Source organism: Kineococcus deserti (assembly GCF_050871945.1).
GTDB lineage: Bacteria > Actinomycetota > Actinomycetes > Actinomycetales > Kineococcaceae > Kineococcus.
The window spans coordinates 99,322-119,385 of sequence record NZ_JBJLSI010000003.1 but is presented as its reverse complement, the minus strand read 5'-3'; the positions used below and the strand labels follow the sequence as shown (position 1 = coordinate 119,385).

The window sequence follows — 20,064 nt, the reverse complement described above, 5'->3', positions numbered from 1 at the left end:
TCGCATCTCAGGTGAGCACATGTCAGACGACCCGGAACAGCCCTTAGGGCATCGCCACGCCTCACGATCGCCTTCAAGAGGTTAAGCGTCGGATTAATTCCTCCGGGATCGGGTCGCGGAATTTGAGAATTTTGCCCACCACTGAGAAGATGCTCTGGATGCTGGCGCCCCCGGTGGATTTAGCAACTTGACCACCGAAATCAACTTCGATCTCCGCAGCCTCGTGGCCGTCAGTTGCCGGAGGGATACTGACGCGAACCCGCGTCAGATGATATTGATCATCTAGCGATGTGGTGACTTCATCGACGTCACGCCGAATGTCGTCCGTTTGACCAGCCTCGATAGCGACAGACCGCCTGATACCTTGCAGGGTCACGCCACTGAGTCGAAAACTCTCCAATTGACCTGCTACGTCTTCCCACCGAGCCGCCGACGAGCTGGGACGGGAGCCAAGTCCTGTGCCATTACTTGCCAGGTGGAGTCGCTCATCGCCAATGTCAACGCCGAGACGACCTCCGGCGAAAGACCACAGGGGCTGCGCACGCTCAATCTGCTCGGTAGTCGGCACCGCAAGGCCAAGGTACGCCCACTTTGCGAGCCACACGTCACTGTTCGCTCTAATCAAAGGGGTGACGTCCAACGCACCCAAATCGTTCCGCATGCGCTCGAGGTCGGAAAAATCCATGAGCCCGCCAAGCTCACGCCAGAAGCCTCGGTTTTCAACAGCGCGAGGCTGCGAGAGGAGCCAGGGCAACAACGACCGGAGTTCCGCTAGAGAGAGGCGGCCACTGATTGGTTCCCCTGCGAGGTCCCCCACCGAGCCTTCTTGACCCAGCGCACGGTCAATGAGTCGTGCGGTTCTTGTGATGCGCAGCGCAGCGTCAGCACTGAATGAGTCACGGATCAACGACGAGCGGTCAGTGACGAGATCCGGAGAGCCAGTGTTCACCAGTTCACTGGCGCGAGCCTTGTCGATATGCCCCCGAGCCCCTCGAACAAAATTCGAGCGCACCAATGCGCCAAGGGGTGAAGCGTCGCTCGACTCCTCGACTAGGACGTCCACCGCCGCTACATCAGTTACCAAAGTTTGCGGGGAGCTTTCTCGCCGCTCGTTGACTTGAGACGACAAAGAGGGATCATCGAGGACCGGCGCGTCGGAAATAGCGCTAGGAGTCGCATCGAGCGACAGCAGAACCGGCTCGAGAGAAGCAAGGTATCTCTCATCATTACCGGCGGCGATGGAGTCATAGGAGTCGCGCAGAAATACGCTGCGCTGACCACTTTCCCCCGGCCAAGACAAGGAGAAATCTGGAATGGCAGAATGGTTGAAGTAATGTGTATCCTCGACGACGGCCGTCTGATCCAGATCTTCGAGGCGTTCTCGCACTACGCGCTTAACTCTACTGATGTACTCACGGCCATCAGTGACGTCCATTGCCGCACTGAGCGCCTCAGTGAAAGTCATAGCGTCGACTTCTTCCTCTTGAGCAATGCTTGCACGTGCGCGAGCTCGTCAGCGTCAAGGGATAGCTGCTCCTGGCGATCGTTGAACGTCAGCACCCAGGTGCGTTCAGAGACCTTCCGCAAGACGTCGAGATCAATCGAATTGCCGTTCAAGAGACTGTCGTTGTTCTTGATGGCGTTCTGGATTTCGCTCATTGACGTCAGGTGCGCCCAGCGACTCATGGGACCAAACGGGTGCCATGACACCCACATGAAATTTCGACCTTCATCGTGTTTAGCGGTCGAACTATACGCAACCGTAAGGAATTCCTCGAATTGCTCACGTAAATGATCGTCCCCAGTAACATTCTTGACCTCGACTGAAACCGGGGTATGGTCCTCATCGTAGAAGTACCCCGTGAGGTCGAATGTTTTTTCCGTGCCATCCAAACACGTCACCGTGCACTGACGTTCGTTCTTGTAAGAGTTAAGAGGAAGCTCGAGAAAGGTCGTGGCTTCGAGCCAGCGCTGCGCGGTCTTTGCCCCTCTTCGCCCACGCTCCTGCGCTGTCTCCTTCGCCATACTTCCAACCTAGCGGGTGTCAGATGACAGTCCTGCTTCAACACACGCTCGGTCCCGACGGAGTGATCTTCACCTCGTAGCCCTGGCCTGTGATGGGAACGACCCTGACACGTTCCACGGCATAAGCGCTACCCACCTGTTGCTCGCACACCCACGACAACGGTCGGCTACTCGCAGCCGCGGAGCCTGCTCTCCGAGGCGCACCCTCGTCGCTGCACACAGCATCCGTCCTGGGAAGGCTGCTGCTGTCTCAGTCGCGCGGACCGTAGGTAGTCACTCAGTCAGTCACTCACAACGTCAGAGGCCCGGTCCCGCTCTCGCGGTTCCGGGCCTCTGACCTGCGGTCTTGCCGGTCGGGGTGACAGGATTTGAACCTGCGGCCTCTTCGTCCCGAACGAAGCGCGCTACCAAGCTGCGCCACACCCCGATGGCCGTTCCTCGCGGATCGACCTCCAGAAGGATAGCCCACCGCCGGGGGTGGTCCGGACCAGCCTCAGCGGCGGGGCACCAGCTCCAGCAGCGTCGCCTCCGGCCGGCACGCGAAGCGCAGCGGCGCGTACGGCGAGGTGCCCAGCCCGGCCGAGACGTGCAGCCAGGCGTCGTGCCCGGCCGACGACCACCGGGACAGCCCCGAGGCCTGCGCCCGCGGCAGGTCGCAGTTGGTGACCAGGGCGCCGACGCCGGGCACGCACAGCTGCCCGCCGTGGGTGTGCCCGGCGATCAGCAGGCCCGCGCCGTCGGCCGTCATGGCGTCGAGGGTGCGCCGGTAGGGGGCGTGGGTGACGCCGACGGTCAGGTCGGCGTCGGTCGCGGCGGGCCCGGCGACGTCGTCGTAGCGGTCGTAGCCCAGGTGCGGGTCGTCGACGCCGACGAACTCCACGTCCAGCCCGGCCACGCCCATCCGCGCGCGGGCATTGTCCAGGTCGACCCAGCCGGCGTCGGTGAAGCCGCGCACGAGGTCGGCCGTGGGCAGCGGGACCGCCTCGTCGCTCGCGTGCGCCTGCGAGGGCCCGAGCAGGTAGCGCGACCAGTTGCGCGGCTTCGGCGCCCAGTAGTCGTTGGAGCCCAGCACGAAGACGCCGGGCCGGGGCAGCAGGCCCGCGTAGGTCTCCAGGACGGCGGGGACGGCGTCCTGGGCGGCGAGGTTGTCCCCCGTGACGACGACGAGGTCGGGCTCGAGGTCGGCCAGCGCCGCCACCCACGCCCGCTTGCGGTGCTGGTGCGGCACCAGGTGCAGGTCGGACAGGTGCAGGACCCGCACCGGCGCCTTCCCCGGCGGCAGGACCGGCACGACGGCGTGGCGCAGTGCGAAGGCGCGCACCTCGTAGCCGGCCGCGTACCCGATCCCGGCCGCACCGGCCAGGGCCGCGACCCCGGCGGTGCCGGCGAGGGCTTTCACGACGCGCGCTGCAGTGGGCATCCGCTCATCCTCGCGCGCGGTCCGGAAACCGCTCGACGGGGGTGGCAGGATCGCCCGCATGAGCGACACCCTCAAGGACTCCCTGCAGACCGACCTGACGACGGCCATGAAGGCCCGCGACGAGCTGCGTTCGGCCACGCTGCGGATGGTCCTGACCGCGGTCCGCGGCGAGGAGGTCGCCGGCAAGTCCGCCCGCACGCTGACCGACGAGGAGGTCGTCACCGTCCTGCAGCGCGAGGCGAAGAAGCGCCGCGAGGCCGCCGAGGCCTACGACGCCGCCGGCCGGGGCGAGCAGGCGCAGCGCGAACGCGGCGAGCTGGAGATCATCGAGACGTACCTGCCGACCCCGCTGACCGACGAGGAGCTGGCCGAGCTCGTCGACGAGGCCGTCCTCGTCGCCACCGGCGAGGGTCTGACGGGCATGGGCGCCATGGGTGCGGTGATGTCCCAGCTGAAGCCGAAGGTCGCCGGCCGCGCCGACGGCAAGCGGCTGTCGGGAGTGGTGCGGGCGCGCCTGCAGGCCTGAGGCACCGCGGGCGGCCGTTCACGACCGCGGCCCGCGGCGCGTCGTGCGCCGCGGGCCGCGTGGTCGGTCGCCGCGTCAGTTGCCGCCCAGCGACGGCAGTTCCGTCGGCAGCTCGGTCGGCAGCTCGGTCGGCAGCTGCAGCCCGGGGCTGTCGGAGGTCTGCGACGGCTCCGGCTCCGGCTCGGGTTCCTGCGTCTGCGTCTGGGTCGGCTTCGGCTTCGGGGCGGGCCCGGAGCTGCGGGTGATGGTGATGGTCGCGCCGGGGGCGGCCGACCGCGCGCTCTGCGCGGCGACGAGGCCCTCGTCGACGGACTCGGAGGCGACCCGGCCGCTGGCGACCGCCACGTCGAACCCGGCCTCCTCCAGCGCCGCGGTGGCCGAGGAGACGCTGCGCCCGACGACGCTGGGGACCTTGATCCGGCCGTCGGCCGTCGTGGTGCGCAGGCCGTCGTTGGTGCCGTCGGTGAACGTCGCCTTCGGCAGGTTCAGCGCGTCGGAGGCCGGGCCGACGATGCCGGCCCAGATCGGTCCGGCGATCGTCGCGCCGTAGATGCGGCCACCGCGGCGGACACCGTTGATGCGTTCACGGTTGAGCGACTTCACGACCGACTCGTGGCCCACCCAGACGGCGGACGACATCTGCGGGGTGTACGCGGCGAACCACGTGTCCGTGCTGTCGTTGGTCGTCCCGGTCTTGCTCGCGACCTGCCGGCCGTTGAGCACTCCCTTGCCCACGCCACGGGCGGTTCCGCTGGTCCAGCCCTCGCGCAGAGCCTCGGTGACGTTGCGGGCGACGTTGACGTCGAGGACCTGCTGGCAGTCCGCCGACGGGATCGGCATCGGCTGGCCCTCGGAGTCGAGGACCTCGGTGATGGCCGTGGGCTTGCAGAAGTTGCCCTCGGCCGCGAACGCCGCGTACGCACCGGCGACCGCCAGCGGTGTCACCAGGTTCGTCCCCAGCGTCATCGACGGGATCTTGTCCAGCTCGTAGGTGTCCGGGTTGGTCTTGATGGTGTCCGCCGGTGTCGGCGCGGCCTTGTAGACGCCCAGCGACTGCGCGGTGTTCGCGATGTCGCACAGGTCCAGCTGCTTCTCCATCGACATGTAGGCGGTGTTGACCGACTGCGCCGTCGCCCGGCGCACCGTCATGCTGCCCGAGCTGCGGCTCTCGGAGTTGAAGTACGGGTACCGCCCGCCCTTCAGCTTCTGCCCGCACGCGGTGAACGCGCTGAACGGGTCGTTGCCCTGGCTCGGTGAGGCGACGACGGAGTCCAGCGACTTGCCCGACTTCAGCCAGGTCGCCAGCGTGAAGGGCTTGAACGTCGAGCCCTGCTGGAACCCGCCGCCACCGCCCATGGCCCGGCCGACGTTGTAGTTCATCGTCGTGTAGCCGACCTGCTCGTCGTCCGGCGAGTAGGTCGTGTTCTGCGCCATCGCCAGGATGTTGCCGGTTCCCGGCTGGACGACCGAGGCCGCCGCCCGCACGGCCTGACCGGGGTTGACCCCCTCGTTGACCGAGGCCTGGGTGATGTTCTGCACGGTCGGGTCGAGCGTGGTCCTGATCTGCAACCCGCCGCTGCGCAGGAGCTTGCGGCGGTCCTCGACCGTCGCCCCGAACGCCGGGTCGCTCTCCACGACGTGCACGACGTAGTCGCAGAAGTACGCGGCCGTACCGGCCGACAGGCAGCCCTGGCGCGAGGGGTTGGTGTTCAGCTGCAGCGGCGTCGCCACGGCCTGGTCGTGCGTGGCCTGGTCGATCTTGCCGAGCTCGAGCATGCGGTTCAGCACGACGTTGCGCCGCTGCACCGAGGCGTCGGGGTACTTCACCGGGTTGTAGGCCGCCGGGTTCTGCACCATGCCGGCCAGCAGCGCCGACTCGGGCAGCGTCAGGTCCGCCGCGGACTTGGAGAAGTAGTACTGCGCGGCGGCCTCGATGCCGTACACGTTGTTCTGGAAGTACGAGACGTTGAGGTAACCGGCGAGGATCTCGTCCTTGCTCATCTCCTTCTCGACGCCGACGGCCAGCTTCATCTCGCGCAGCTTGCGCGCGTAGCCCTCGACCCCGTCGGCCTCGACCGCGGCCGCGGCCGCCTCGGCGTCCTCGTTCTCCACGGCCTGCTGGATCAGGACGTTCTTGACGTACTGCTGCGTCAGCGTCGAGGCGCCCTGGGTGCTGCCACCGCCGGCGTTGGAGACCAGTGCGCGGACGATGCCCTTCATGTCCACGGCGCCGTGGTCGTAGAAGCGGGAGTCCTCGATCGAGATGATCGCGTCGCGCATGACGGGAGCGATCTGGTCGAAGCCGATGACCGTGCGGTTCTGGTCGTAGACCTTGGCCATCACCGTGTTGTCCGACCACAGGATGGTCGTCGCCTCGGACAGCGTCTGGTCGCCCAGGTCGCCCGGCAGCTCGTTGAAGATGTCGACGCCCTCGCTGGTGAGGCCGCCGGTGGCCGCCACGGCGGGGACGACGAGACCGGCGCTGAGCACACCACCCGCGGCGCTGACGGCCGCGAAGGCCGCGAGCAGCCGGAAGACCGGGCGCCGTGGGTGCTGCGGGGAGCGAGGAGCCATGCCAGAAGGGTAAGCCGACGACGAGCGAGGACCGTCGGTCGTCCGCGAGCACTCCGCAGGATCGTGACCTCGCCGAGACCAGGTGCCGCAAGCCGTCGGGCATGGCCCGAAGTGACTACTCAGGTTCGTCACAAGGTGCTCTAGGTCGGTCCCGAAAGCCACCATACGCTGCGGGTGTGCTCGTTCGCGGGCACTCAGGGGGATTCACAGGGATCGCCCGAACCGGGGGGACCGGAGCCTGCGGGCACCGGCCGGGGAGGGCACTGACGGGAGGGGCCGTCGATGACGTGGACGTTGGAATGGGCCAGTCGTGGAGCCTGCAAGGCCAGCACGGCGGACGACCTGTTCGTGCAGGGTTCGGCGCAGAACCGTGCCAAGCAGATCTGCGGGGGGTGCCCCGTCCGCACCGAGTGCCTGGCCGACGCGCTGGACAGCCGGGTGGAGTTCGGCGTCTGGGGCGGGATGACCGAACGGGAACGGCGCGCGCTGCTCAAGCGCCGCCCCAACGTGCAGTCCTGGCGCCGCCTGCTGGAGACCGCCCGTGACGCGCACCTCGGTGCCGCGGCCGGTGAGGTCACCGGTTCCGGGACCACCGTGCCCCCGGCCCTCGACGAGGTCACCGTCGCCGTCTGACCACCCGCGGCGGCCTCGCCGGTGTTCCCGGCGAGGTCACCGCGGGGTGGCACTACGGTGACGCCCATGACCACCTGGGAGTACGCCACCGTCCCGCTGATCGTCCACGCGACGAAGCAGATCCTGGACCAGTGGGGCAGCGACGGCTGGGAGCTGGTGCAAGTCGTCACCGGCCCCGACGGCAACGGCCTCGTCGCCTACCTGAAGCGGCCGAAGCCGTGACGGCGACCGAGCGGCTGTCCGAGCTCGGCCTGAGGCTGCCCGAGGTGGCCCCGCCCGTCGCCTCGTACGTGCCCGCGGTGCGCGACGGCGACCTGGTCCACACCTCGGGCCAGCTGCCGTTCGTCGACGGCGAGCTGGCCGTGACCGGCAAGGTCGGCGCCGACGTCGACCCCGACACCGCCCAGCAGCTGGCCGCCACGTGCGCGCTGAACGCGATCGCCGCGGCCGCGAGCGTCGCCGGCGGGATCGAGAACATCGAGCGGGTCGTCAAGGTCGTCGGGTTCGTCTCCAGCGACCCGTCCTTCACGGGCCAGCCCGGCGTGGTCAACGGGGCGTCGAACCTGCTGCGCGACGTGTTCGGCGACGCCGGTCAGCACGCCCGCAGCGCGGTCGGGGTCGCGGTGCTGCCGCTGGACTCCCCCGTCGAGGTCGAGATCGTGGTGCGTGTCCGCTCCTGACGTCTGGACGGGTGGCCCGGTCACCGACCGGGCCACCTGCGTCCTGCAGGCCAACCCCGGCCCCATGACGCTGGAGGGGACGAACACCTGGCTGCTCGCGGCCCCCGGCGCTCCCGAGGTCGTCGTCGTGGACCCCGGGGAGGACGACCCGGCGCACCGGGCCGCGACCACGGCGGCGCTGGCCGGCCGGCGGGTCGCCCTGGTCGTCGCGACGCACCACCACCGCGACCACGTCGGTGGGCTGGACGACTTCCTGGCCCAGCACCCCGCGCCGGTGGTGCGTGAACCCGGGGCGCACGACGTCGCGGGCCTGTCGTTCGACGTCCTGGCCACCCCCGGTCACACGGCCGACTCGGTCTGCATCCAGCTGGCCACCGGGGAACTGCTGACCGGCGACACCCTGCTGGGCCGCGGCAGCACCGTCGTCGCCGCCGACGGCGACCTCGGCGACCACCTGGACTCCCTGGACCTGCTGCTCTCCCTCGACGCGGACGTCGCGCTGCCCGGTCACGGCCCGGCGCGCACCGACGTCCGCACCGCGCTGCGGACCCAGCTGGACCACCGGCTGCAGCGGCTGGAGCAGGTGCGCGCGGCCCTGGCGGCGGGCGCCGACACGGTCGCCGACGTCGTCCGGGCCGTCCACGGAGACCTCGAACCGACCCTGGAACGGGCTGCGACGCAGTCGATCCGCGCCCAGCTCGCCTACCTGGGCCATCCCCTCCGCTGATCGAGCACCCCGGTGATCGATCACCGTGGGGTGGGGTGCTCAGCGGGCGCGGCGGGCCAGCCGGTCGACGTCGTGCAGGACCACCGCGCGCGCCTCCAGGCGCAGCCAGCCGCGGGAGGCGAAGTCGGCGAGCGCCTTGTTCACGGTCTCGCGCGAGGCGCCGACGAGCTGGGCCAGCTCCTCCTGCGTCAGGTCGTGGGCGACGAGCAGGCCGTCGGCGATGGGCCGGCCGAAACGTCGCGACAGGTCGAGCAGCGCCTTGGCCACCCGGCCCGGGACGTCGGTGAAGACGAGGTCGGCCAGCGCCACGTTGGTGCGCCGCAACCGCTGGGCCAGGGCGCGCAGCAGGTGCTTGGCGACCTCGGGACGGCGGGCCAGCCAGCGCATCATCTCGTCGTGGCCGAGGGCGATGAGATCGGCCTCGGACACGGCGCGCGCCGAGCTGGTGCGGGGTCCGGGGTCGAACAGCGACAGCTCGCCGAACATCTCCCCCGGGCCCAGGACGGCGAGCAGGTTCTCGCGGCCGTCGGGCCAGCTGCGGACCAGCTTGATCTTGCCGGTGCGCACGACGTAGACGCGCTCACCCGGCTCGCCCTCGCCGAACAGCTGCTGACCGCGGTCGAGGTGGACCGCCTCCATCGACTCCAGCAGCTCACCGGCGGCCGCGTCGTCCAGGGCGGCGAACAGCGGCGCCCGCCGCACGACGTCACCGGGCCGGTCCCCCAGCCTGTCACCACCCAGGCGGTCCGGGACACGGTCGGGCACCCGTTCGGCGTCCCTCGCGTGCTCGACCCCGTGCTCCACCGACCGACCTCCCGTACCGCGTGGTGACGCTGCCCGTGACGCGCATCACCTCGAGCGCGTACGTGGACAGTCTGCCCCACGACGCCCTCGACCGGTCGGGCAGTCCGTGACGGGTGTCCGATTCAGCCGGAGGCGGGTCCCAGGACCGCCCGGCAGCGCTCGGTCAGCACGTCGGTGGCGACGGCGAGCTCGTCGAGCACCGCGTCGCCGTACCCGGCCAGTCGCCGCTCGGCCGCGGACAGCTCGTGCAGCTGCCCGGACAGGTCCCCGTTCCCGGCGCGCCGGTCGGGCACCAGCAGGCCGCGCAGCCCCCGGGCCGGGTCGAGGGCGTGGTCGGCGGGGGGGTCGGTCCAGTCCCGGCGGCCGGCGCCGAGGTGCAGCTCCAGCGGGCCACCGGAACTGGCGGCCTCGACGGGGACGTGCAGGTCCTCCGGCCCGCACGCCACGGCGACCAGCAGGTCGCGGCGGGCCCGGACCAGCCGGCGCCAGTGCTGCACGCGCCGGGCCTCCTCCTGCAGCAGCGCGCGGCGACGACGCAGGGCCGGCAGCGGGAGCTCGAACAGCTCGACGAGGGCGGCCTCGCGGCCGCTCGGCGCGTTCCCGGCCCCCGCGGGCTCCAGCACGCCGGACAGCACCGGCCCCGGCGACGTCTCGAGGACGTGGCACTCGTCGGAGCGGTCGACCGGTTCGCCGTTGCAGGAGGGCATGCTTCCTCGTCGTCCCTCCGCCGGGGGCCCTTGACCCGGCGTCACCCTCCCGGTGGTGCCCCGTCACCCGACTGCCCGCAGGGCGCTCGCGGCCGCGGCACGTAGGCTCGCCGGGGTGGAGACGCCCCTGGCCCGCACCCGCCGCGCCCGGCGCGTCCACCGGCTCCTGGCCGAGCGCTACCCCGACGCGCACTGCGAGCTCGACTTCCGCAACCCCTTCGAGCTGCTGGTCGCCACGATCCTGTCGGCGCAGTGCACCGACGCGCGGGTCAACCAGGTCACACCGGCCCTGTTCGCGCGCTTCCCCACCGCCACCGACCTCGCCGGTGCGCAGCGCGAGGAGGTCGAGGCGCTCATCCAGCCGACGGGGTTCTTCCGGGCCAAGGCGGACAACCTGCTGAAGATGTCCGCGCAGCTCGTGGCCGAGCACGGTGGGCAGGTCCCGGGGCGGCAGGCCGACCTGGTCCGGTTGGCCGGGGTGGGCCGCAAGACGGCCAACGTCGTCCTGGGCGACGCGTTCGGCGTGCCCGGGCTGACGGTCGACACCCACGTCGGCCGGCTCTCGCGCCGGCTCGGCTTCACCACGCACGAGGACCCGGTGAAGGTGGAGGCCGACCTGGCCGAACTCATCCAGCGCAAGGACTGGACGATGTTCAACCACCGGATGATCTTCCACGGCCGGCGCACCTGCCACAGCCGGCGACCGGCCTGCGGCGCCTGTCCCGTGCAGCGGTTGTGCCCGTCGGCGGGCATCGGCGAGGTGGATCCCGTCCGCGCCGCGGCGATGGTCAAGCAGGGTCCCGCGGCGGCGCTGCCGTGAACGTCCCGCCGCGTCCGCCCGCGTGGTTGCAGCCGCTGGCGGATCGCCTGCCCGACGTCACGGCGGCCGACCTGCGGTGGCGCGAGGACCGTCGCTCCCTCGGCACCGCCCGGCCGGCCTCCGTGCTCGTCCTGTTCGCCGACGGCCCGGCCGGGCCGTCGGTCCTGCTGACCGAACGGTCCGGCACGCTGCGCCAGCACTCCGGGCAGGTCGCCTTCCCCGGCGGCCGGCAGGACCCCGGCGACGCCGACGCGGCCGCGACGGCGCTGCGCGAAGCGCGCGAGGAGACGGGTCTGGACCCGGCCGGCGTCGACGTCCTCGGCGAGCTGCCGCCGCTGGCGCTGGCCCACTCCGGCCACCGGGTCACCCCCGTGGTGGGGTTCTGGCGGGAACCGGGACCGGTGGGGGTGGTGGACTCCTCCGAGGTCGCGCGCGTCGAGCTCGTCGCGCTGCGCGAGCTGTTCGCCGACGAGGCCGTGCGGCGGCTGCGGGGGCCCGGCGGGTACACCGGGCCGGCGTTCGCGGTGCGCGGGCTGCTGGTGTGGGGTTTCACGGCCGAGGTGCTGGTCCGGGTGCTCGAGCTGGGCGGGCTGGCCGAACCGGCTCCCGCGGACGTGGCGACGCTGACGCTGGACGAGGCGCTGGCGTGGGCGGGGCGCTCGTGAGCGGGCAGGGGGTCTCGTGACCGCCTCCGACGTCCTCGACATCGCGCTGGTCGTCCTCGTCCTGGCCCAGCTGGTCGCCGGGTACCGCGAGGGTCTGCTCGTCGGCGTGGCCGGGCTGGTCGGTCTGGTGGGCGGCGCCGCGCTCGGGGTCGTGCTGATCCCGCAGGTCGTGACCGAGTGGCAGCCGGGGACCGGCCGCACGCTGGCGGTGGTGCTGGGGACCCTGGCGCTGGCCGTCGTGGGGCGGATCCTGCTGGGTCTGCTGGCCGCGCGGCTGCGGGCCCACGTGCGGTGGCGGCCGGCGCGGTTCGTCGACGCCGTGCTCGGCGCCGTGGCGGGCGCGCTGGCGACGCTGCTGGTGGTCTGGGTCGTGGCCGGAGCCGCCCGGCAGGCCCCGCTCCCCCGCGTCGTGCAGGCCGTCACGGGCTCCCGCGTCGTGACGGCCGTCGACACGGTCGTGCCGGCGGGCACCGGGGACCTGCTGGCGGGGTTCTGGTCCGCCGCGGCGCAGGCCGGCGGGTTCCCGCGGGTGTTCACCGGGCTGGACCCCGAACCGATCACCCCCATCGATCCCCCGTCCTCCGACGTGGCCGGCACCCCGGGCCTGACGGCGGCCGCGGACAGCGTCGTGAAGGTCACCGGGGTGGCCGACAGCTGCCGGCGCGGGCTGGAGGGCAGCGGTTTCGTGGTCGCGCAGGCGGGATCCGCCGCGCGGGTCGTGACCAACGCCCACGTCGTCGCCGGCGTGGAGGAACCGCTCGTGCAGCCGGGCGGCCGGGGCCCGCAGTACTCCGCGACCGTCGTCGCCTACGACAGCGCCCGCGACCTCGCGGTCCTCGACGTCCCCGGGCTGGACGCGGCCGCGCTGCCCCGCGCCGGGGAGCTGACCCGCGGTGAGCCGGCCGTCGTGGCCGGCTTCCCGCTCGACGGCCCCTACGACCTCGAGCCCGCGCGGGTCCGCGAGGTCCTGCTGGCCCAGGGCCGGGACATCTACGACACGGTCGACGTGGTGCGCGAGGTCTACTCGGTCTACGCGCAGGTGCAGCCGGGCAACTCCGGTGGTCCGCTGCTGTCCGAGGACGGCGAGGTGGTCGGGGTGGTGTTCGCGAAGTCGCTGGAGGACGCGCAGACCGGCTACGCGCTGACCCCCGACGAGCTCGACGCCGTGCTGGCCGCCGCCGGCTCCAGCACGACCCCCGTGCCGACGGGGGCCTGCACGAGCGAGTGAGTGGCGACCGGGGCGGGGACCCTCACCACCGTGCGAGCCACCCGGTGAGCAGCGCGGCGGTCCGCTCGGGGGCCTCCTCGGGCACGTAGTGCCCCACCTCCGGCAGTTCCTCCAGGCGGTGCGGGCCGTGGGCGTAGCGGGCACCGGCCTCCAGGGTGGCGGTGGACACGGTCGGGTCGAGCCGGCCGCGCACCTGCAGCACGGGCACCTCGACACCGCCGCGCAGGGCCGCGGCGAACCGGCGGCCGTCGGCGCGCAGCGCGGACCGGGCGATCCAGCGGTGGTACTCCAGCGCGGAGTGGGCGACGAAGGGGACGCGGACGGCCTCGGTGTAGCGGGCGACGTCGTCGGGGCCGGGCCAGCCGGGACCGGACCGTTCGCGCAGGACGCGTTCGACGCCGTCGCCGCGCACGAGCGAGCGTTCGGGCAGCGCCGGCAGCTGCCGCGCCGCGGCCGTGCGGGTCACGGCGAGCCCGCCGCCGGCGCCGAGGCGGTCGCGCAGGACGTGCCCGGTCAGCAGGGGGTGCCCGGCGCCGACGACGACGATGCCGCGGACCTGCTCGGGGTGCAGCGAGGGCAGCGCCCACGCCGTCCGCCCGCTGATGCCCAGGCCCACGACGACGGCGTCGCGTTCGCCCAGGGCCCGCACCACGGCCGCGACGTCGGCGGCCGAGGTGGGGGTGTCGTACCCGCGCGGGGGCTTGTCGGACGCTCCGTAGCCGCGCAGGTCCATGGCGACGGTGCGGTACCCGGCCGCCGCGATCGCGACCAGCTGGGCCCGCCACGCCCACCAGAACTGCGGGAAGTCGTGCAGCAGTAGGACCAGCGGTCCCTCACCGAGCTCGGCGACGTGGAACCGGGCCCCGTGCGCGGCGACCAGGCGGTGCCGCCACGGCCCCTCGACCAGGACGGCCGAGACGTCGGTGGCGGCCAGGACGGTCAGTGCCCGATGCTGCGGGCGGCGGTGGAGCCCGAACCGACCGTGATGGTCTTGGGCGCGGGCTTGCCGGTGGCGGCGGCCTTCAACGACGCCACGCTCTCCTTGGAGGTGCGGATGGCGCGTTCGGGCGCGCGGACCTGCTTGACCCGGCCCAGGCCGACGGCGGCGGCGATGCCGGCGACGATCAGCATGGCGGCGGCGACGACCAGGAAGCTCAGCCACACCGGCCAGCCTGCTCCCTCGTGCAGGGCGTAGGCGACGGTCACGCCGAGGAAGACGAAGGCGACGAAGCCGAAGACGCCGGCGACGGCGAACAGCGCACCGCCCATGGCGCCGTTCTTGGCGCTGGTGGTCAGTTCGGCCTTGGCGAGCGCGATCTCGTAGCGGATCAGCTCGCCCAGGTCCTTGGTCGCGTCGGCCACGAGCTGACCGATCGTGCGCTCGGGAGCCCCGACGGGACGGTCGTTCAGGGTGGTCATCGTGTCCTCCTAGGGCCGGTCACGCGGCCCGCACGGGTGACGGGGCGCCGGGGAGAACCCTAGGAGTTCCGTCCCGCGCGTGCACCAGAGGGGGATCGCGTCGCCGTCGGCGGGGGGACCGACGGCGACGCAGGAGTCGCTCTCGTACAGGGGGACGAGCGACGACGTGGACGACACTACGGCTCTCAACCTCTTTCCGCGGGGGTTCGGCGCAACTGCGTCCCGGCGGGCGGGTGATTCGCCCGCTCGGGCCAGCGGGGCTGCTCTCAGCTGACGGGTCGCCACCGCGCCAGCACGGCGCGGTGGTCGCTGCCGGGCAGGTCCTGCACGCGCGTCCCCACCGCGCGCCAACGGTTCCCGTCGGCCAGCGCGTGGTCGATGGTGGCGCCCAGGAGGGCCGGGACGCGGGCCGGCCAGGTGCCGCGGGCCCCGGTGCCGGTCTGTTCGCCGGCGTCGACGCAGGACCCCGCCAGCTGCAGCCCGGGGTGGTCCAGGGTGGCGTTGAAGTCGCCCGCGAGCAGGGCTCCCGGGGTGGCCGCGCACCAGTCGGCGACGGCCTGCACCTCCACCGCCCACTCGTGCAGGTGCTGCGGCACCGGGGCGGCGGTGTGCACGGCGGCCAGCACCGGTCCCTGCCCGGAGACGGGCTCGGCGGTCACCGTGGCCTTGGTGCCGTCCGTGAGCTCACCGGTGGCCCGGTACCGCCCCAGCCGGTCCGAGACCAGCAGGCTCGTCCCGTAGTGCACCCCGGGGTCGTCCAGGTGGAAGACCTGCATCGCCGAGCCGGTGCGCGCCTGGATCCGGGCGGCGACGTCGGCGGCGTACTCCTGGGTCGACTCCGGCAGCGACACCGCGTCGGCCCCGCCCTCGACGGCCAGGCGGACCACGGCGTCGGCGTCGGCCCGGGCGGTCAGGACGTTGGCCGCCAGGAACGTGACGTCCCCGTCGCGGGCCGGCGGCAGGTCACCGGCCGAGACCCCGCGCGCGAGTGTCGTCCCCAGCGATCCGGCGGCCGCCAGGGCCAGCGCCACGGCTGCGGGCAGCGCCCGGCGCCAGCGGATGCCGGCCAGCCCGGTGACGACCGCCAGACCGGCCAGCCCCAGGCCGACCGGCACCCGGAACGGGACGGTCCAGACGAAGGGGCGGGCGCCGGACAACCCGAACCAGTCCGGCGCCCCCACGACGGCCGCCCCGGCCGCGACCACGCCCGTGGCCACCACCGTCCCGGTGACGGCGGCGGATGGGGACTGGAGCCGGCGGGCAGCGCCGGAGGTGCGGGACTCCACGGCCCCGAGCCTGCCGCACCCCCTGCCCCCGCGGACAGGGCGGAGGGAGGGGGTGCGGTGGAGATCACGTGATCAGTCCTGCGGGGCGGCGTTCATCCCGTGCGTGATGGCGTCCATCACCGACGAGTCCGTCAGGGTCGTGACGTCCCCGGGCGCGCGGTGCTCGGCGACGTCCCGCAGCAGCCGGCGCATGATCTTGCCCGAGCGGGTCTTGGGCAGCTCGGCCACCACCATGATCGACTTCGGCTTGGCGATCGGGCCGATCTGGCCGGCCACGTGGTCGCGCAGGTCGGTCACCGTCTGCGGCCCCTGCTCGTGCCCGCCCCGCAGGATGACGAACGCCACGACGGACTGCCCGGTCGTCTCGTCGCTGGCGCCGACGACGGCGGCCTCGGCCACGTCGGGGTGGCTGACGAGCGCGGACTCGATCTCGGCGGTGGACAGCCGGTGCCCGGAGACGTTCATGACGTCGTCGACCCGGCCCAGCAGCCAGATGTCGCCGTCGTCGTCGCGCTTGGCGCCGTCACCGGCGAAGTAGCGTCCCGGGAACCGCGCCCAGTAGGTGTCCTTGAACCGCTGCTCGTCGCCCCAGATGCCGCGCAGCATCGCCGGCCACGGCTCGGTCAGGACGAGGTAGCCGGCCTGGCCGTGCGGGACGGGCTCGCCGGCGTCGTCGACGACCTCGGCGACGATGCCCGGGACCGGGACCTGCGCCGAGCCGGGTTTGAGCGCGGTGACGCCCGGCAGCGGGGCGATCATGTGCGCGCCGGTCTCGGTCTGCCACCAGGTGTCGGCGATCGGGGTGCGGCCGGAGCCGATGACGCGGCGGTACCAGTTCCAGGCCTCGGGGTTGATGTTCTCCCCCACGCTGCCCAGGACCCGCAGCGAGGACAGGTCGTGCCGGGCGGGGTACTCCTCGCCCCACTTCATGCAGGTGCGGATCGCCGTCGGCGCGGTGTACAGGACGGTGACGCCGTACTTCTCCACGATCGACCACCACCGGTCCTTGTCCGGGGTGTCGGGAGTTCCCTCGTACAGGACCTGGGTCAGCCCGTTGGCCAGCGGTCCGTAGACGACGTAGGAGTGCCCGGTGACCCAGCCGATGTCGGCGGTGCACCAGTACACGTCGCGTTCGGGCCGGACGTCGAACACGTTCCTCGTCGTGAACGCGTTCTGCACCAGGTACCCGCCGGAGGTGTGCAGGATCCCCTTGGGTTTTCCGGTGGTGCCGGAGGTGTACAGGACGAACAGCGGGTTCTCGGCGTCGAACGCCTGCGCTTCGTGCTGCGGCGCAGCGGATTCCAGCGCCTCGTGCCACCAGATGTCGCGGCCTTCGACCCAGTCGACGGGTTCGCCGTTGCGCTGGATGACCAGGACGTTCTGCACACTGGGGGCGCCCTTGGCCAGGGCGGCGTCGACGGCGGGTTTCAGCGTGGTGGGCTTGCCGCGCCGGTAGGAACCGTCGCAGGTGATGACGATCTTGGCCTGCGCGTCGTTGATGCGGGAGTTCAGCGCGTCAGCGGAGAAACCACCGAACACCACCGAGTGCGCCGCGCCGAGCCGGGCGCAGGCCAGCATCGCCACGACCGACTCCACCAGCATCGGCACGTAGATCGCGACCCGGTCACCGGCCTGCACGCCGAGCGCCTCCAGCGCGTTCGCGGCGCGCTGGACCTGCTCGTGCAGCTGGGCGTAGGTGACGGTCCGCGTGTCGCCGGGTTCGCCCTCGAAGTGGAAGGCGACGCGGTCACCGTGGCCGCCCGCGACGTGGCGGTCGACGCAGTTCACCGCGACGTTCAGCCTGCCGCCGACGAACCACTTCGCGAAGGGGGCGTTCGACCAGTCCAGGGTCTGCGTGAAGTCGGTGTCCCAGGTGACGTGCTCGCGGGCCTGCTCGGCCCAGAACCCCAGCCGGTCGGCGGCCGCGCGCTCGTACAGGTCGGCCTGCGCCAGGGCCTGCTCCGCGAACTCCGGGTCCGGTGCGACGGTGGTCACGGAGCCGTCGGCGGGCTCCTGCTGCGTGGTCACGGTCGTCCTCCTCGACAGACTGCTCCGATGGGTCTGCCGTGCAGGCTAGCGACCCGCGGTCGCGCCTGCGTCGCGGCCCGCCCTCCCGCGGTGATCTTGCAGGGAGTCCCCTGCGGGATCACCGCGGGGAAGGGGTCACTTGCGCCCGGTCCGCCAGCGCATGCCCCACCCGAACGCCTCGTCGAGCGCCTGCTGCCCGCCCTGCACGTAGCGCACCTCGCGCTGCACGGAGACGTCCCGGCCGTCGGAGACGATCTGGGCGATCGCGCACATGGGCGAGCGGTCGTCGTGCTCGTCGAGGCGCACCTCGACCTCGGGGCCGCCGGCCGGGTGCAGCGTCACGACGCCGTCGGCCGCGGCCCAGTTCGGCACGCCCTCGTAGATGAAGGCGAACACCAGGACCCGCTTGATCTTCGCGGCGTCACGCAGGTCGACGAAGAGGTTCTCCCCGCCGCCGCCGGTGCGGTCGTCCCCGTCGAGCCAGACGATCGGGTCCCCCGCCCCGCGGTCGCGGAAGGCGTTGCCGAGCGCCTGCACGACGCCCTTGGACCCGTCGGAGAACTCGTACAGCGCCCCGAGGTCGAGGTCGATGCCCGTCTGCGGGGCGGCCGCGGCCTTGAGCTTGGAGAAGAACCCGCCGCCGGAGGCCGGGGCGGCACCGGCCGGGCGGGCGTTCCAGGCCAGGTGCACGCGCATCGTCCCGCCGGTACCGCCGGACTTGGACAGCGAGACCTTCGGCGCGGCCTTGGTCAGCGTGACCTTCGACAGCGAGATGCCTGCACCCCCGCCCGCCGGCGGCTCGGGGCTGTTCGCCTTCTTCGAGTAGTCGATGGCCACGGGACCTACGCCTTTCGTTCGAGGAACTCTCGGTGGGCCCAACGAACGCCCGGCGCAGAAGGTGCCGTCAGGTCCAGGGCCCGGCCAGCAACGCCCCCGTCAACGGCGCCGACGGGTCCGATCCCAGGTCCAGCCCGGAGGCCGGGGCACCCGCGCGCACCAGCAGGTCACCGACGGCGGCGATCATCGCCCCGTTGTCGGTGCACAACCGGATGGGCGGGACCCGCAGCTCGATCCCCGCTGCCGCGCAGCGCTCCTCGGCCAGCGACCGGACCCGGGAGTTCGCGGCCACCCCGCCCACCAGCAGCAGCGTGTCGACGCCGTGCTCGCGGCAGGCCGCCAGCGCCTTGCGGGTCAGGACGTCCGCGACGGCCTCCTGGAAGCTGGCCGCGACGTCGGCCACGGGCACCTCGCCACCGGCGTCGACCCGTGCCTCGACCCAGCGCGCGACGGCGGTCTTCACCCCGGAGAAGGAGAACCCGTAGGCGGGGTCGGAGGGCCGCGACAGCGCGCGGGGGAACTCCACGGCGTGCGGGTTCCCCTCGCGGGCGACCCGGTCGACGACCGGCCCGCCGGGGTAGCCGAGCCCCAGGACGCGCGCGACCTTGTCGAAGGCCTCCCCCGCGGCGTCGTCGATGGTGTCGCCGAGGTGCACGATCGGGTCGCGGCCCAGGTCGCCGAGCAGCAGCAGCGACGTGTGCCCCCCGGAGACGACCAGCGCCACGCAGCGCGCCGGCAGCGGCCCGTGCTCGAGCACGTCGACGGCCGCGTGCCCGGCGAGGTGGTGCACGCCGTACAGCGGTTTGCCCAGGGCGAAGGCGAGCGCCTTGGCCGAGGCCAGCCCGACCTGGACGGCCGTCGAGAGCCCGGGACCGGCCGTCACGGCGATCGCGTCGACCTCGCCGAGCCCGATGGAGGCCTTCTCCAGCGCCTCGTGCAGCACCGGCACGATCGATTCGAGGTGGGCGCGGGCCGCGACCTCGGGCACGACGCCGCCGAAGCGGGCGTGCGCGTCCATGCTCGAGGCGAGCGCGTCGCCGAGCAGGACGCCCTCGCTGACGAGGCCGACGCCGGTCTCGTCGCAGCTGGACTCCACTCCCAGGACGATCACTGCGGGGGCTCCAGGCCTGCGGCCGCGAGGATCTCGGCGCGTTCGCCGGCCGGCAGCCGGTCGACGTAGACGACGCCCTCGAGGTGGTCGCTCTCGTGCTGCAGGCAGCGGGCCAGCAGTCCGGTCCCGACGATCTTCACGGGGTTGCCGTGCACGTCGACGCCGGTGACCTCGGCCTTGTCGGGGCGGGCCAGGTCGGCGTACTCGCCGGGGACCGACAGGCAGCCCTCGCCGTCGAGGTCGAGGCGGCGCCTGCGGCCGGTGGGCAGGTGCAGGACGGGGTTCACGACGTGCGCGACGACGTTCTCCCCCGTCGTCTCGGTGTCCGCGTCGGGGCAGTCCACGACGAAGACCCGCGCGTCGACGCCGATCTGGTTGGCGGCCAGTCCCACGCCGTCGGCGGCCCGCATCGAGGCGAACATGTCGGCCACGAGCTGGACGAGGTCGTCGTCGAAGGAGGTCACCGGGGTGCACGGCCTGTGCAGCACCGGTGTGTGGTAGCGCGTGATGGGGTGCGCGACCCCCGTCCGCCCCTCGAAGACGACGGGGTCCTTCTCGTCACTCACAGCAGACG

General features: G+C 72.2%; 21 protein-coding genes and 1 tRNA gene. 8 read left to right on the top strand and 14 right to left on the bottom strand.

Features of this window, described 5'->3' with window-relative positions; genetic code table 11:
* Window positions 1-73: 73 nt before the first annotated feature.
* The 4 genes from ACRYR2_RS03735 to ACRYR2_RS03720 all read right to left on the bottom strand — a co-directional run bounded on the left by ACRYR2_RS03735 (window position 74) and on the right by ACRYR2_RS03720 (window position 3,445).
* On the bottom strand, window positions 74-1,465 hold the full coding sequence (locus ACRYR2_RS03735; RefSeq protein WP_432561483.1) for a hypothetical protein: 1,392 nt from the start codon (window positions 1,463-1,465) through the stop codon (window positions 74-76).
* A complete protein-coding gene (locus ACRYR2_RS03730; protein WP_432561482.1) occupies window positions 1,462-2,025 on the bottom strand; it encodes a hypothetical protein in 564 nt (187 codons plus the stop codon). Before ACRYR2_RS03730 ends, ACRYR2_RS03735 begins: the two co-directional genes overlap by 4 nt.
* A gap of 353 nt (window positions 2,026-2,378) precedes the next feature.
* Window positions 2,379-2,452: transfer RNA gene (locus ACRYR2_RS03725), tRNA-Pro, on the bottom strand.
* A gap of 66 nt (window positions 2,453-2,518) precedes the next feature.
* On the bottom strand, window positions 2,519-3,445 hold the full coding sequence (locus ACRYR2_RS03720) for a metallophosphoesterase (protein WP_432561481.1): 927 nt from the start codon (window positions 3,443-3,445) through the stop codon (window positions 2,519-2,521).
* Between the two features lie 58 nt (window positions 3,446-3,503).
* Between ACRYR2_RS03720 and ACRYR2_RS03715 the strand changes: the two genes are divergently transcribed.
* Window positions 3,504-3,971: a GatB/YqeY domain-containing protein gene (locus ACRYR2_RS03715; RefSeq protein ID WP_432561480.1), complete on the top strand. Its 468-nt coding sequence runs from the start codon at window positions 3,504-3,506 to the stop codon at window positions 3,969-3,971.
* Window positions 3,972-4,046: 75 nt separating this feature from the next.
* Here the strand turns inward: ACRYR2_RS03715 and ACRYR2_RS03710 are convergent, their stop codons facing one another.
* The gene (locus ACRYR2_RS03710; RefSeq protein WP_432561479.1) at window positions 4,047-6,545 is read right to left on the bottom strand and encodes a penicillin-binding protein; all 2,499 of its coding nucleotides are present in this window, start codon (window positions 6,543-6,545) and stop codon (window positions 4,047-4,049) included.
* A gap of 282 nt (window positions 6,546-6,827) precedes the next feature.
* Here ACRYR2_RS03710 and ACRYR2_RS03705 point away from each other — a divergent pair, with 282 nt between their 5' ends.
* From ACRYR2_RS03705 to ACRYR2_RS03690, 4 genes are all read left to right on the top strand, one after another.
* Window positions 6,828-7,178: a WhiB family transcriptional regulator gene (locus ACRYR2_RS03705; RefSeq protein WP_432561478.1), complete on the top strand. Its 351-nt coding sequence runs from the start codon at window positions 6,828-6,830 to the stop codon at window positions 7,176-7,178.
* A 66-nt stretch (window positions 7,179-7,244) separates the two neighbouring features.
* Window positions 7,245-7,400, top strand: coding sequence for a DUF4177 domain-containing protein (locus ACRYR2_RS03700; RefSeq protein WP_366169643.1), 156 nt, complete (start codon window positions 7,245-7,247; stop codon window positions 7,398-7,400).
* A complete protein-coding gene (locus ACRYR2_RS03695) occupies window positions 7,397-7,858 on the top strand; it encodes a RidA family protein (RefSeq protein WP_432561477.1) in 462 nt (153 codons plus the stop codon). Before ACRYR2_RS03700 ends, ACRYR2_RS03695 begins: the two co-directional genes overlap by 4 nt.
* On the top strand, window positions 7,845-8,585 hold the full coding sequence (locus ACRYR2_RS03690) for an MBL fold metallo-hydrolase (RefSeq protein WP_432561476.1): 741 nt from the start codon (window positions 7,845-7,847) through the stop codon (window positions 8,583-8,585). Before ACRYR2_RS03695 ends, ACRYR2_RS03690 begins: the two co-directional genes overlap by 14 nt.
* A gap of 39 nt (window positions 8,586-8,624) precedes the next feature.
* Here the strand turns inward: ACRYR2_RS03690 and ACRYR2_RS03685 are convergent, their stop codons facing one another.
* Window positions 8,625-9,311: a Crp/Fnr family transcriptional regulator gene (locus ACRYR2_RS03685; protein ID WP_432561612.1), complete on the bottom strand. Its 687-nt coding sequence runs from the start codon at window positions 9,309-9,311 to the stop codon at window positions 8,625-8,627.
* Window positions 9,312-9,511: 200 nt separating this feature from the next.
* Window positions 9,512-10,096: a hypothetical protein gene (locus ACRYR2_RS03680; protein WP_432561475.1), complete on the bottom strand. Its 585-nt coding sequence runs from the start codon at window positions 10,094-10,096 to the stop codon at window positions 9,512-9,514.
* A 115-nt stretch (window positions 10,097-10,211) separates the two neighbouring features.
* Here ACRYR2_RS03680 and nth point away from each other — a divergent pair, with 115 nt between their 5' ends.
* Genes nth through ACRYR2_RS03665 form a run of 3 tightly spaced genes read left to right on the top strand, consistent with a single transcriptional unit; the run spans window position 10,212 to window position 12,809 of the window.
* Window positions 10,212-10,916: an endonuclease III gene (gene nth / locus ACRYR2_RS03675; RefSeq protein ID WP_432561474.1), complete on the top strand. Its 705-nt coding sequence runs from the start codon at window positions 10,212-10,214 to the stop codon at window positions 10,914-10,916.
* Complete coding sequence (locus ACRYR2_RS03670; protein ID WP_432561473.1) at window positions 10,913-11,581, top strand: NUDIX hydrolase; 669 nt, start codon at window positions 10,913-10,915, stop codon at window positions 11,579-11,581. Before nth ends, ACRYR2_RS03670 begins: the two co-directional genes overlap by 4 nt.
* 16 nt (window positions 11,582-11,597) lie before the next feature.
* The gene (locus ACRYR2_RS03665; protein ID WP_432561472.1) at window positions 11,598-12,809 is read left to right on the top strand and encodes a MarP family serine protease; all 1,212 of its coding nucleotides are present in this window, start codon (window positions 11,598-11,600) and stop codon (window positions 12,807-12,809) included.
* A gap of 22 nt (window positions 12,810-12,831) precedes the next feature.
* On the opposite strand, the gene ACRYR2_RS03660 is transcribed toward ACRYR2_RS03665, so the two are convergent.
* From ACRYR2_RS03660 to def, 7 genes are all read right to left on the bottom strand, one after another.
* Entirely contained in the window at window positions 12,832-13,626 is a 795-nt protein-coding gene (locus tag ACRYR2_RS03660) for an alpha/beta fold hydrolase (RefSeq protein WP_432561611.1), read from the bottom strand.
* Window positions 13,627-13,748: 122 nt separating this feature from the next.
* Window positions 13,749-14,228, bottom strand: coding sequence for a phage holin family protein (locus ACRYR2_RS03655; protein WP_432561471.1), 480 nt, complete (start codon window positions 14,226-14,228; stop codon window positions 13,749-13,751).
* A 266-nt stretch (window positions 14,229-14,494) separates the two neighbouring features.
* The gene (locus ACRYR2_RS03650) at window positions 14,495-15,514 is read right to left on the bottom strand and encodes an endonuclease/exonuclease/phosphatase family protein (RefSeq protein WP_432561470.1); all 1,020 of its coding nucleotides are present in this window, start codon (window positions 15,512-15,514) and stop codon (window positions 14,495-14,497) included.
* Between the two features lie 72 nt (window positions 15,515-15,586).
* Window positions 15,587-17,542: an acetate--CoA ligase gene (gene acs, locus ACRYR2_RS03645; RefSeq protein ID WP_432561469.1), complete on the bottom strand. Its 1,956-nt coding sequence runs from the start codon at window positions 17,540-17,542 to the stop codon at window positions 15,587-15,589.
* A 135-nt stretch (window positions 17,543-17,677) separates the two neighbouring features.
* Window positions 17,678-18,379 carry a TerD family protein gene (locus ACRYR2_RS03640; RefSeq protein WP_432561468.1) on the bottom strand — a complete coding sequence of 234 codons (702 nt, stop codon included), beginning with the start codon at window positions 18,377-18,379 and terminating at the stop codon, window positions 17,678-17,680.
* A gap of 67 nt (window positions 18,380-18,446) precedes the next feature.
* A complete protein-coding gene (gene tsaD / locus ACRYR2_RS03635; RefSeq protein ID WP_432561467.1) occupies window positions 18,447-19,490 on the bottom strand; it encodes a tRNA (adenosine(37)-N6)-threonylcarbamoyltransferase complex transferase subunit TsaD in 1,044 nt (347 codons plus the stop codon).
* On the bottom strand, window positions 19,487-20,056 hold the full coding sequence (def, locus tag ACRYR2_RS03630) for a peptide deformylase (RefSeq protein WP_432561466.1): 570 nt from the start codon (window positions 20,054-20,056) through the stop codon (window positions 19,487-19,489). The genes tsaD and def overlap by 4 nt, the downstream gene beginning before the upstream one ends.
* Window positions 20,057-20,064 lie beyond the last annotated feature (8 nt).